The organism is Clostridiales bacterium (assembly GCA_014799665.1).
Taxonomy (GTDB): Bacteria; Bacillota; Clostridia; order Christensenellales; family Pumilibacteraceae; genus Anaerocaecibacter.
Genome location: JAAVHP010000007.1, coordinates 198,919 through 210,907 on the forward strand (window position 1 = coordinate 198,919; position 11,989 = coordinate 210,907).

The following is an 11,989-nucleotide window of genomic DNA, read 5'->3' on the forward strand; positions in this document are numbered from 1 at the left end:
ATGCGTGTAATTGCCGGACTGTACAAAGGAACTAAGCTTATATCGCCGCGCGGCGAAGTGCGACCTACGACCGACTTGGTTAAAGGCAGTCTTTTTTCCGTGCTTCAAGCAAAGGGTATTCTTAAAGAGGGCGTTAGGTGCTTGGACGTGTTTTGCGGCAGCGGCTCGCTCGGTATAGAAGCACTGTCGCGCGGAGCGAAGGATTGCGTATTTGTCGATATGAATACCGATAACGCAGCTGCTAATCTGGACAAGCTTCGGCTCAAAATGCGGCTCGTTCGCGGCGATTTTCGCAAAAGTTTGAGATTGCTCAAAAACGAGCGATTCGATATAGTGTTTTGCGATCCGCCGTATAAGAGCGGGTTCGGCGAGCAAGCGCTAAAGCTTCTTGTTAAGTACGGAATGCTCGGCGAAAACGGCGTTGCGGTTATCGAACGTGCGATCGAAAATAGCTTGCTTAAAGTCGATAAAACGTGTATAATAGACAGTAGGTCGTTCGGCGCTTCGGCGTTCGACATTGTGCGAGGTGATAATGAAGGCGATATTTGCGGGAGCGTTTGATCCGTTTACGCTCGGGCATTTGGACGTTGCGGCACGTGCGGCGAAAGCGTTTGACGAAGTGGTGATCGCTGTTGCAAACGTTACGGACAAGGTCACGGCGGATATCGACAAGCGCGTAGCGATAGCTAAATTATCGGTGAGCGCGTTGGATAACGTTATCGTTATGCCGTTCGACGGGCTGCTTACCGATTTCGCTAAAACGCAGGGTAAGAGCGTGATAGTTCGCGGCATACGCAACTCGGTAGATTTCGAGTACGAGAGCGACCATTCGCGCGTATACGACTTGCTCGGCGGCGTTGATACGGTTTGTTTTATAACCAAACCCGAATACAAGCATATATCGTCCTCGGTAGTTCGCGAGATGGTAGGGCTTGATTGTGATATAAACGGGTACGTATCGACCAAAGCAGTTAAATTGATCAAATCGACGTATTCGATAAAGGAGACTTTATGAAAGAACAGGTAGACGCACTCGAAATTTTGGCTCAGCTCCGTGACGAGCTCGATAACGGTCACGGTTTTTTCTCCAAAAAGCCGGACGTCGATTTATGCTTGGACCTTTGCGACAAACTGTCTAAGGCGTTGCCCGCTTCGCTCGACGAAGCCGATTACGTTAAGCAAAAGCGTAAAGAGATCTTATCCAACGCCGACGTGGTGGCAAAGAATACAATTCGCGCAGCCGAGGAAAAGGCGAATACGCTCGTGTCCGAAACGGAGATCGTCAAGAACGCGCAGATAGCTTCCAAGCAGATCATAGAAAACGCGTACGCACAATGCGACAATCTTATTCTTCGCACTAAGGCGCACCTCGATAATCTCTTTAAGGAGACGGAAAACTTCCTTTGCTCGACGCTCGCCGTCGTTCGCACCAACCGCGAGGAACTGCGCTCGGCGCTCGACGGCAAAAAATAATTTCGATTACTTATGATTGAGAGGATAAAACCGATAATATCGGTTGAATAATCGTAGATAAAATAAGCGATTAGGTCAATCTATTACCGATTTGTGTTTGAGTTTTGCCGAGATCAAGTGGCTATTGTGCGCTGTTGCGGAGAGAGTTTGATAAATATTCATCTATCGTTTTGCGTAAACGGACGAGTTTGGTCTTAATAGGTCGAATTTAGGCGCATTCATGCCAACGCTTTATTGATATGGTATACTGAACTGGTAACGGAGGTATACGCTATGGCACGTAAAGCGGGAGAACTTAAAAAACGTTGTTGGTTGGCTAAGCAAAGGCTTAAAATGGGGTATTGGGAAGCAGTAAAAAGCGATCGGTTACAGCAAAGCGACGTCGCCGCGACAAAGGCTGTGTACGCCGAGGATCGCGCGAGATACGCGCCTAACGATACGCGTCTGTCAGTTCTCGACGAAAAAATGTACCGCAAGGTGTGCGACATTTTAGACAGCGACGAGGTCGCGACCAACCCTATAGGTCAGCTTATCGACCGCGAAGTGTACGAAGGACTCGATGCCGGAGGTAAACAGCGGTATATATTGGAGCTGTCCGAAAAATTCCGCGAACTGAAAGCGCGGTATTATAACGAACATACGGGCGCGTAAACTTTCTGCCCGCGCATAAGAGGAAATATGTATAATCTCGACGAACTAAACGAAATACAAAAGATGGCGGTACTCGATACCAACGGCGCAGTGCTCGTTACCGCCGGCGCAGGCAGCGGCAAAACGCGAATGCTTACGCACAGGATAGCGCACCTTATTCAAGATCTTCACGTGCCGTCGTATAACGTTCTCGCCATTACCTTTACCAACAAAGCTGCTAATGAAATGCGTACGCGGTTGGAGGGTATGCTCGGCAACGTAGACGGCGTTTGGATATTTACTTTCCATGCCGCGTGCGTACGTATTCTTCGTAGGTTTATCGATTGGATTGGATTTTCTAAGGACTTTACCATTTACGGCGAGACCGAAACAAAAGCGGTTATCAAGCGTATTTGCAAGGATAAAGAGCTTAACGAGGAAATGGTTAAACGTGTGGCGGCGGAAATATCCAATGCCAAAAACAAGGGTTTGTCGCCCGACGAATATTGCGGAGTCTACAAGTATAAGCAAGACGCAGAGGATATAGCCGACGTTTATTCGCTCTATCAAAAAGAACTGAAACGCAACAACGCGCTCGATTACGATGATTTGCTTAACTATACGCTGCACTTGCTAAAAACGTGCGAGGAAGCGCGCAGCTTTTATCAGGAAAAATTCAAGTATATACATATCGACGAGTTCCAAGATACAAATATAGTTCAGTACGAAATCGCAAAGATTTTGGCGGGTAAGCATGGCAATATTTTTGCGGTGGGCGACGAAGATCAGTGTATTTACACTTGGCGCGGCGCGTCCATATCAAACATATTCGATTTTCAAAAAGATTTCAGCTGCAAGGTTTATAAGCTCGAACAGAATTATCGTTCGACCGCTAACATTCTTAAAATCGCAAACCGCATTATTAAATGCAATACGCAGCGACTTGATAAAAAACTTTATACCGAGCGCGGCGACGGAGAAAAGGTCGTTTGCTTCGGTGCGGCGACCGACGGATTCGAAGCCGACTACGTTGTGCGCACCATATACGAGCTTATTCACGAGGGAGAGTATAATTACCGTGACTGCGCCGTGCTGTTCAGGCTAAATGCTTTGACGCGACAATTCGAAGAACGGTTCTTGCAGTACGGAATATCGCATAAGGTGTACGGCGGGTTTAAGTTCTATGACCGAAAAGAGGTTAAAGATGTTTTGGCGTATGCGCGGCTATCGGTCAATACTTACGACGACGAAGCGGTTTTTCGCGTGATCAATTTCCCGCGTCGCGGCATCGGCGAAGCTTCTATCGAGAAGATACGCGAGTACGCGGCGCAAACTAATCAGAGCGCGTTTAGTGTTATAACCCATGCGGAAATCGCGCCTTTTCAGTCCGCGCTTAAATCCAAGCTAATAGAGTTCGGTTGCGTTCTCGAAAGACTTCACGTCGAGGCGGCGGGTGAGGTTACCGCTTTCTTCAAATACCTCATTTTCGACGTACTTAATGCCGACGATTTGTTTTCGGAAAACGATGAGGACAGAGCGCGACTCGAAAATATATACGAGCTTATTAACTCGGTGCGTGAGTTTGTAAAAAGCAATCCCAATTCTACGGTGTCTGATTATCTTCAAACAGTATCGTTGTACAGCGATACCGACGAAATGAACGATGACAACTGCGTAACGCTTGCAACCGTTCACAGCGCAAAGGGCTTGGAATTTCCGGTCGTATTCGTCGTAGGCTTAGAGGACGGCATATTCCCGTCGCTTCGCGTTAACGCCGACGTTTCCGACCATATGGAAGAGGAGCGACGGCTCATGTACGTAGCGGTTACTCGCGCCAAGCGCAGGCTGTTTTTGACGTATTCCAAATCGCGTTTTCTGTACGGCGAAACGCGATACTCTATACCGTCGCGCTTTCTTACCGAGTGCGGACTTGTCGAGCGGCAGGCGGACAGCCGCGACATTTACACTTCCAGCCCGTCGTATCGCGGCGTCGGCGAGTTTGCGCGCGCTTCGGCGACTACTCAATACCGAAGCGCGCCGTCGTACGGCAGCGGGTCCGCGCCAAAGCAGGAGTTTACGGGCGAAAAGTTCAGCGGTTCGTATAAGAGCGATTTCGGCAAAACGCTGGGTGCAAAAAAAGAAGAACACGCCGTTGTTGCCGATGACTACAAGGTCGGCGCTACCGTCATGCACAAGCGATTGGGCAAGGGCAAGATAATAGGCGTCGAGAATATGGGCAATAATATTTACGCGAAAATTGATTTCGAGCGCGGCGGAGTTATGCAGCTTGCCGTAGGGTTTGCGCCGCTGACCGTCATAAAGGAATAATAACATGGATGTCAATGTCGAAATGAAAGAGCTTGTCGACAAGCTCAACGATCTTGCTTACAGATACTATGTCTTGGACGAGCCGATCGTGTCAGATAAGGAATACGACGCGCTTTACGATAGGCTTGTTACGCTCGAAACGCTTACAGGCACAGTACTCGATAATTCTCCGTCGCGGCGCGTAGGTGGCGAACCGCTTAAAGAATTTTTGCCGCATACGCATATACGGCGGCTGTACAGCTTGGATAAATGCAACAGTTTCGACGCGTTGCGCGCATGGTTCGAAAAGCTGAAAAACGCGCTCGGGTTTGCGCCCCAATGCACGCTCGAATACAAGCTCGACGGGCTTACCATTTGTCTGACCTATAAGGACGGTATGCTCGTAACGGCTTCTACGCGCGGCAACGGCGAAACGGGTGAGAACGTCACCGAGCAAATAAAAACGGTAAAGTCCGTTCCGCTGTCTATTCCGTATAAAGGCACGGTCGAGGTTCAGGGCGAAGGCATAATGCGTATTAGCGCGCTGAATAAGTACAACGCAACCGCCGCCGTACCGCTCAAAAATCCGCGTAATGCGGTTGCGGGCGCGATACGCAATCTCGACGTAAAGGAAACGGCAAAGCGCAATCTCGACGTTATTTTTTATAATCTGAACTACATGGACGGCGACAAAACGATGTCGCAAACCGAACAGCTCGATTTTATCAAGCAAAACAGATTTAAGACCGAAATGTGCTTTACGTCCGACGATATAGAGCAGATCATCGACAAGATAAAATCGGTGGATAGAAGCAAGCTCGATTTTGCGATCGACGGCATGGTAATCAAGGTCGACGATGCGGAAGTGCGCCGTAAACTCGGTTATACCGATAAATTCCCCAGGTGGGCGATCGCGTACAAGTTCGAAGCCGAGGAAACTACTACCGTACTTGACGATATAGTATGGCAGGTGGGGCGAACTGGTAAACTTACTCCGCTTGCATTGTTGGAGCCTGTCGAGCTGTGTGGCGCAACTGTCAAGCGAGCAACGCTTAATAACTACGGCGATATTTTGCGTAAGAACGTGACGATAGGTTCGCGTGTATTCATTCGCCGCAGTAATGACGTTATTCCCGAAATTCTCGGCGTGGCGCAGGAAAGCGAAAAAGCCAAGCAAATCGAAAAGCCTACGAAATGTCCGTGCTGCGGGAGCGAGCTTGTCGAGGAGGGGGCAAACCTTTTTTGTGAAAACTTTTACGGCTGTCGTGCCCAGGTCGTTGCGCGTGTAGAACATTTCTGCACCAAGGAATGTATGGATATTGACGGCGTAAGTATTAAGACTGCCGAACAGCTCTACGACAAGCTTAACGTTCGGTCCGCCGCCGAGCTTTACGAGCTTACTGCAGATATGCTTTCTCAAATCGACGGATTTAAGGACAAGAAGATCAATAATTTTTTATCCGCCGTGCAAAAATCGAAAAACGTCGACCTGCCGCACTTTATCAACGCGCTGTGTATAGATAACGTCGGGCGAGTGACGGCGCGAGATCTTGCGTCTCACTTCGGTTCTATCGACGCGCTTATGCAAGCGAGCGAGGAAGAACTTACAGCTATCCCCGATATAGGCGGTATCGTGGCGCAGTCGATCGTCGAGTATTTCGCACGCCACGCCGACGTAGTCGCTAAGTATAAATCGCTTGGAATCGATCCCGTATATAAAAAACAGTCGGGCGGGAAATTCGACGGCGTTAAGTTCGTGCTTACCGGCTCGCTGACCGAGTTTACGCGCGACGAGGCGCGCACGCTTATAGAGAGCAACGGCGGTATCGTTCAGTCGAGCGTGTCTAGGCTTACCGATATAGTAATTGCGGGCGAGAGCGCGGGTAGTAAGCTTCAAAAAGCACAATCGCTCGGTAAAAAAATTATCGACGAAACCGAGTTTAAAAATATGCTAAACAGTTGAAATATGTCTTAGAGTATGATATAATGTATAAGTTAAATTAGAGGTGCGTATGAAAAGCATGACAGGCTACGGCAAGGGTGTCGCTTCGAGCGGCAAACGCACCGTGACCGTAGAAATCAAATCGGTAAACAATAGATTTGCGGAAGTCAATTGCAAGCTTCCCAAATCTTTAATGTATATCGACGACGTCATTCAAAAAACGATCAAAGGTTTTGCGTCGCGCGGTAGCTTTGATGTGTATTTTTCATATGAGAACCTTTCGAACAGCGCAAAAAAGGTTACGGTAGACAATGCTCTTGCCGCAGAGTACGTTGCGGCGGCAAAAGCGCTTCGCGCAGAGTTTAGGTTGGAGGACGACTACAACGTTACTGCGCTTCTGCGTACGCCGGACGTTGTATCTGTAACAGTTCCCGAGGACGACCGCGAGCTTGTAGTTGATCTTACCAAACAGGCGACGACCGAGGCGCTCGGTAAGCTCGATGAAATGCGAAAGATCGAGGGCGCGGGCATTCTTAAAGATTTGCTTTCGCTTATAAAAAATCTTCAAAAATATCTCAATAAAGCAATCGAGCGCGCGCCGCTCGTTGTTACCGATTATAAAAAGAATTTGATTTCGCGCGTTAAGGAGCTTTTGGACGGCTACGAAATAGACGAAAGCAAGCTTCTCAACGAGGTAGCGTTCTTTGCCGATAAAGCGGATATAAACGAAGAAATCTCGCGTCTATCATCGCATATAGAACAGTTCAAGGCTATTTGTGCCGAGAACGCACCGCAGGGCAGGCGGCTTGACTTCCTATCGCAAGAGATGGTGCGTGAGGTCAATACAATGGGCAGTAAGTCGAACGATATTACGCTCACCGGCTACGTAGTAGCAATGAAGAACGAAGTCGAAAAAATCAAAGAACAAATAAGGAACGTAGAATAATGGATAAAGGTATTTTGGTCGTCATTTCGGGTCCGTCGGGTGCGGGCAAAGGCTCGATCTATCAACAGGTTATCGAACGCACGGGTATGAAACGTTCGGTGTCGGTCACTACGCGCGCGCCGCGTCCCGGCGAGGTTGAGGGCGTAAACTATTTCTTCCGCACCGAAGAAGAATATCAGCACATGATAGCCGCGGGCGAGTTTTTGGAAACTGCCGCTGTGTATAATAACTACTACGGCACGCCCAAGGCGCCTGTTTTCGAAAACTTGAACAACGGTTACGATGTTTTGTTCGAGGTGGATGTTCACGGTGCAAAATCGATCAAAAAGAAATATCCCGAAGCAATCGCGATATTCGTCATGACGCCCGATTTCGAAACACTCGAAGCGCGGCTCAGAGGTCGCGGAACGGAGACCGAGGACAGTCTTAAGACTCGGCTCGGCGCAGCTAAGCGCGAGCTCGCCCAATACGATCTGTTCGATTACATAGTGTTCAACGATAACTTGGACCAAGCAATTGCGGACGTTTTGGATATCATTAACGCCGAAAAGAGCAAGGTCAAGAACAACACTACTGCGATAAAAAAACTGCTTGACAGTCGCAAATAAATTCTTTTGTTAATTAATCTTTCAAAGAGGTAAAAAATATATGTTAGTAGATCCGCCTATCGATAAGCTTGTAGAAACAGTCGGTAACAAGTATGCACTTGTAGGGCTTTTGAGCAAGCGTGCACGCACGCTCATGGACAAGCGTCACGACTATCTCGAACAAGAGGGCATTAACCCCGTATCGCTCGCTGCTGCCGAAGTAGTAAGCGGCAAGGTCGAGGGCGTAGAAGAAGGCTAAGCCGTTGAGCGCACTATCGGGCAAAACGATATTAGTGGGTGTGAGCGGCGGTATCGCCGCGTATAAAACGTGCAGCTTGGTGTCACGGCTTGTTAAGAGCGGCACGGTCGTTCACGTAATGATGACCAAAAACGCTACCGAGTTCGTAACGCCTATCACGTTCGAAAGTCTTTCTCACAACCGCGTTGTAGTCGATACGTTCGACCGAAATTTCAGTTGGGAGGTCGAGCACGTTTCGCTTGCTAAAAAGGCGGACGCCGTTATCATCGCTCCCGCTACGGCTAACGTTATTGCCAAGCTTGCTTGCGGCATTGCCGACGACTTTTTGACTACGACCGTTCTTGCTTGCAAACAGCCGATAATAATAGCGCCCGCCATGAATACGGCAATGCTCGAAAACGTTGCTACCGTATCTAATATCGATACGCTCGCGTCTCGCGGGTATAAGATCGTTTACGGCGAAAGCGGTAATCTTGCTTGCGGCGACGTAGGCAGGGGCAGAATGGCTGAGCCCGAAGTTCTTTTCGATAATATCGAAAAGCTTTTTATTAAAAAGCAAGATTTGATCGGAAAAACGGTGCTCGTTACTGCGGGTGCGACCCGCGTCGATATCGATCCCGTTCGGTTCATATCCAACCGCAGCAGCGGCAAAATGGGTTTTTGTATAGCGCAAGCGGCGTATGAGCGCGGCGCGAAGATTGTGTTTATAAAAGGCTTTACCGATAAGTTCGATATTCCGAGCGCGTGGACTGTAGAGAGCGTTCAGACCACGGCGCAAATGCTCGATTGCGTTAAAAAGCATTACAAAAAAGCAGATATATCGGTAATGGCGGCAGCGCCCTGCGATTACGAGATTACGGCTCAGCCGCAAAAGATAAAAGATAAAACGCTCTCGCTGTCGCTTACTAAATCGCCCGATATTGCGGCATGGGTAGGCGAGCATAAAGGTGGGAGTAAACTCGTTATTTTCGCCGCCGAAACGAACGACTGCGAAAGTAACGCCAAACAAAAGATCAATGCCAAGAAAGCGGATATGGTAGTTTTAAACGACGTAACCAGGTCTGGCGCGGGCTTTGACGTAGACACGAATATAGTAACTCTTATTACGAATGATGATAGTGTTGCGCTTCCGCTTATGAAAAAACGCGAAGTAGCCGACGCATTGCTCGATAAAATAATCGCGCTATGATAGCAAAAGTCATCGTCGATATATCGGCAAGCGACGTCGATCGCGTGTTCGACTATATAGCGATTGACGGCGTGGAGCGCGGATCGCGTGTGAGCGTGCCTTTCGGTCGGCAAAACACCGAGGGGTACGTTATTGATTTGAGCGAAACGACCGACGTTCCGCCCGATAAGCTAAAAAGCATAACTTCGCTACTAGACGACCGACCGATAGTGTCCGAAGAATTTTTGAAGCTGTGCGACTATATGACGAGTCGCTTCCATTTAAGGAAGATAGACGTTTTCAGATTGTTCTTGCCGGCAAAGATGCGCGGCGGGCGAATAAAGGCGCTCGAAAAAACGATAGTATACGTAAACCCCGATTACCGCGAAGTCGATCCCGCGTTGTTCATAAAGAAGTCTGCACACTCGCAAATGGAAGTATACGAGTGCTTGCTCGATAACGACAGCGCCGATCTAACCTATTTAAACGCTAACTTTTCGGCGGCAGCGATACGTAATCTTATTGCGCACGGGGTATTCCTTACTCGGCGCGAAAACGTGCTGCGCACGCCCTATAAAAATATCGTTCAAAAAGACAGCGCGGTCGTTTTGACTGACGAACAGCAGAATGCCGCAAGTTCGATCATGTCGAGCGATAAGCCCACGCTGTTGTTCGGCGTTACGGGCAGCGGCAAGACCGAAGTGTACCTTAACTGTATACAAAAAACTCTCGAAGCGGGCAAGACTGCTATCATGCTCGTTCCCGAAATATCGCTCACGCCTCAGGTAATGCGCATTTTTCGTTCGCGGTTCGGTGACGACGTCGCGCTTCTCCATTCGGGGCTCAGCGACGGCGAACGCTTCGACGAATGGCGCAGGCTATTGACGGGCGGCGCGCGAGTGGCGGTAGGCGCGAGGTCGGCTATATTCGCGCCGTTGACCGACGTTGGGCTGATAGTCATAGATGAGGAGCACGACACCTCATACGTGTCCGAAAGCAATCCGCGCTACATAACCCGAGAGATAGCTTTTTATAGAGCACGGTACAACGGTGCGAAGGTGGTTATGGGTTCGGCAACGCCGTCCGTCGAAAGCTATTATTATGCCGAGCAGGGCAAATACAATCTCGTGCGCTTGCCGCACCGCGTGAATAAGCGCGAAATGCCTAAGATACAGATCGTCAATATGTGCAACGAGGTCATGTACGGCAATTCGGGTATGTTTTCCGCGACGCTTGTCAATGCGCTCGACGAATGCCTTAAAGCGGGCAATCAGGCTATTCTGTTCCTTAACCGCCGTGGATACAGCTCGTACGTTATGTGCAAAAAGTGCGGATACGTGGCTAAGTGCGAGGACTGCGATGTGTCGCTCGTTTACCACAAGGACGAGAACGTTCTCAAATGTCACTACTGTCAGCGCAGATATTCCATGCTCGATCTTTGTCCCAACTGTAAAAGCCCGCATATCAAGCAAGGCTTTTTGGGTACGGAGCGCGTAGTCGAGCAAATCAATAAAATGTTCCCGTCGGCGCGCATCATACGCATGGACAACGACACCACGCGAACGAAAGACGCCCACCTTAATCTTTTGAGCGACTTTGCAAGCGGTAACGCCGATATTCTCGTCGGCACGCAAATGGTTGCGAAAGGTCACGACTTTGCCAACGTTACGCTGGTTGGTATTATCGACGCGGACATGAGTTTACATTTTTCGGACTTCCGCGCAGTGGAGCGCACGTTCCAGCTTATTACGCAGGTCGCGGGGCGCGCGGGGCGCGAGAAGAAAGCGGGCAGCGTTATACTTCAAACGTATACGCCAAACCACTACGTTTATAAATACGCTTGCGCGTACGATTACGAAGGCTTTTACGGTAAAGAGATTAATCTGTTGCAAACCACCGGCTTCCCGCCATTCACCGATATAATTCGAATACTCGTTTCGTGCGAGGACGAGCAAACGGCGCTCGACGCGACCAAGCTCGCAATCGATGGCGTAAGGGAAGTGGTGGGAAAAAAACCGCAGTCGTTCGTTTATCTCAACGCAATGCGCGCACCGAAAAAGCGTATTCAAACCAAATACAGAATGCAGGTGCTTATGCGAATCAAGCCGAACGAGGATGAGCTGCGCGCGCAGGTCTATGCCGTCGCCGACGAGGTATTAAAAGCTTATCCAAAGGTATCGTGCTTTACCGAAATCAACCCCAATGATTTAAGTTAGAGGAGTTCACATCATGGCAAGACGAAAAATTGTTCAGGTCGGCAACGACACGTTAAGACAGGTCAGCAAACCTGTTACCGAGTTTGACGACAAGCTGTCAGAGCTCATAGACGATATGATAGATACGCTTATCTACGCCGACGGCGCAGGGCTTGCCGCGCCGCAGGTCGGTATATTAAAGCGTATTTTCGTCGCGACCTTCGACGGCGGCAAAACCATAATAGAAGCGGTCAATCCCGTTATAGTCAAGGCTAAGGGCAAGCGCGTCGCGCCCGAGGGCTGCTTGTCCATTCCCGATATCCGCGAAAAGGTGGAACGCCCGCGGCACGTGGTCGTTCACGCGTTCGACCGTCACGGCAACCCCATCGAGCTTAAAGGTGACAATTTCGACGCGTCATGCTTTTGTCACGAGATAGACCACCTCGACGGCATACTTTTCACCGATAAATCGTTCAAATAAA

General features: G+C 49.3%; 12 protein-coding genes. All 12 read left to right on the forward strand.

What is annotated here, in order from left to right:
* The 12 genes from rsmD (at position 1) to def (ending at position 11,988) form a co-directional block, all read left to right on the forward strand.
* On the forward strand, positions 1-561 hold the full coding sequence (gene rsmD, locus HDT28_03545; protein MBD5131651.1) for a 16S rRNA (guanine(966)-N(2))-methyltransferase RsmD: 561 nt from the start codon (positions 1-3) through the stop codon (positions 559-561).
* The gene (gene coaD, locus HDT28_03550; GenBank protein ID MBD5131652.1) at positions 533-1,015 is read left to right on the forward strand and encodes a pantetheine-phosphate adenylyltransferase; all 483 of its coding nucleotides are present in this window, start codon (positions 533-535) and stop codon (positions 1,013-1,015) included. Before rsmD ends, coaD begins: the two co-directional genes overlap by 29 nt.
* Complete coding sequence (locus HDT28_03555; GenBank protein ID MBD5131653.1) at positions 1,012-1,473, forward strand: hypothetical protein; 462 nt, start codon at positions 1,012-1,014, stop codon at positions 1,471-1,473. Before coaD ends, HDT28_03555 begins: the two co-directional genes overlap by 4 nt.
* 273 nt (positions 1,474-1,746) lie before the next feature.
* Positions 1,747-2,124 (forward strand): hypothetical protein, encoded by a 378-nt coding sequence (locus tag HDT28_03560; GenBank protein MBD5131654.1) that lies wholly within the window; start codon positions 1,747-1,749, stop codon positions 2,122-2,124.
* A 27-nt stretch (positions 2,125-2,151) separates the two neighbouring features.
* The gene (locus HDT28_03565) at positions 2,152-4,431 is read left to right on the forward strand and encodes a UvrD-helicase domain-containing protein (protein ID MBD5131655.1); all 2,280 of its coding nucleotides are present in this window, start codon (positions 2,152-2,154) and stop codon (positions 4,429-4,431) included.
* 4 nt (positions 4,432-4,435) lie between these two features.
* The gene (gene ligA / locus HDT28_03570) at positions 4,436-6,373 is read left to right on the forward strand and encodes an NAD-dependent DNA ligase LigA (protein ID MBD5131656.1); all 1,938 of its coding nucleotides are present in this window, start codon (positions 4,436-4,438) and stop codon (positions 6,371-6,373) included.
* 49 nt (positions 6,374-6,422) lie between these two features.
* Positions 6,423-7,298, forward strand: a complete 876-nt coding sequence (locus HDT28_03575) for a YicC family protein (protein MBD5131657.1) — start codon at positions 6,423-6,425, stop codon at positions 7,296-7,298.
* Positions 7,298-7,906, forward strand: a complete 609-nt coding sequence (gene gmk / locus HDT28_03580) for a guanylate kinase (GenBank protein ID MBD5131658.1) — start codon at positions 7,298-7,300, stop codon at positions 7,904-7,906. The genes HDT28_03575 and gmk overlap by 1 nt, the downstream gene beginning before the upstream one ends.
* 40 nt (positions 7,907-7,946) lie before the next feature.
* Entirely contained in the window at positions 7,947-8,144 is a 198-nt protein-coding gene (gene rpoZ / locus HDT28_03585) for a DNA-directed RNA polymerase subunit omega (protein MBD5131659.1), read from the forward strand.
* A 4-nt stretch (positions 8,145-8,148) separates the two neighbouring features.
* On the forward strand, positions 8,149-9,333 hold the full coding sequence (coaBC, locus tag HDT28_03590; GenBank protein ID MBD5131660.1) for a bifunctional phosphopantothenoylcysteine decarboxylase/phosphopantothenate--cysteine ligase CoaBC: 1,185 nt from the start codon (positions 8,149-8,151) through the stop codon (positions 9,331-9,333).
* Positions 9,330-11,528, forward strand: coding sequence for a primosomal protein N' (gene priA / locus HDT28_03595; GenBank protein MBD5131661.1), 2,199 nt, complete (start codon positions 9,330-9,332; stop codon positions 11,526-11,528). The genes coaBC and priA overlap by 4 nt, the downstream gene beginning before the upstream one ends.
* Positions 11,529-11,541: 13 nt before the next feature.
* Positions 11,542-11,988, forward strand: a complete 447-nt coding sequence (gene def / locus HDT28_03600) for a peptide deformylase (GenBank protein ID MBD5131662.1) — start codon at positions 11,542-11,544, stop codon at positions 11,986-11,988.
* The last annotated feature ends 1 nt before the right edge of the window (position 11,989 follow it).

What these genes read in the sequence shown, in the direction of transcription:
- def (MBD5131662.1), top strand. Translation starts at nt 11,542, where the DNA reads ATGGCAAGACGAAAAATTGTTCAGGTCGGCAACGACACGTTAAGACAG.
- HDT28_03565 (MBD5131655.1), top strand. Translation starts at nt 2,152, where the DNA reads ATGTATAATCTCGACGAACTAAACGAAATACAAAAGATGGCGGTACTC.
- ligA (MBD5131656.1), top strand. Translation starts at nt 4,436, where the DNA reads ATGGATGTCAATGTCGAAATGAAAGAGCTTGTCGACAAGCTCAACGAT.
- HDT28_03560 (MBD5131654.1), top strand. Translation starts at nt 1,747, where the DNA reads ATGGCACGTAAAGCGGGAGAACTTAAAAAACGTTGTTGGTTGGCTAAG.
- HDT28_03555 (MBD5131653.1), top strand. Translation starts at nt 1,012, where the DNA reads ATGAAAGAACAGGTAGACGCACTCGAAATTTTGGCTCAGCTCCGTGAC.
- coaD (MBD5131652.1), top strand. Translation starts at nt 533, where the DNA reads ATGAAGGCGATATTTGCGGGAGCGTTTGATCCGTTTACGCTCGGGCAT.
- rpoZ (MBD5131659.1), top strand. Translation starts at nt 7,947, where the DNA reads ATGTTAGTAGATCCGCCTATCGATAAGCTTGTAGAAACAGTCGGTAAC.
- rsmD (MBD5131651.1), top strand. Translation starts at nt 1, where the DNA reads ATGCGTGTAATTGCCGGACTGTACAAAGGAACTAAGCTTATATCGCCG.
- gmk (MBD5131658.1), top strand. Translation starts at nt 7,298, where the DNA reads ATGGATAAAGGTATTTTGGTCGTCATTTCGGGTCCGTCGGGTGCGGGC.
- HDT28_03575 (MBD5131657.1), top strand. Translation starts at nt 6,423, where the DNA reads ATGAAAAGCATGACAGGCTACGGCAAGGGTGTCGCTTCGAGCGGCAAA.
- priA (MBD5131661.1), top strand. Translation starts at nt 9,330, where the DNA reads ATGATAGCAAAAGTCATCGTCGATATATCGGCAAGCGACGTCGATCGC.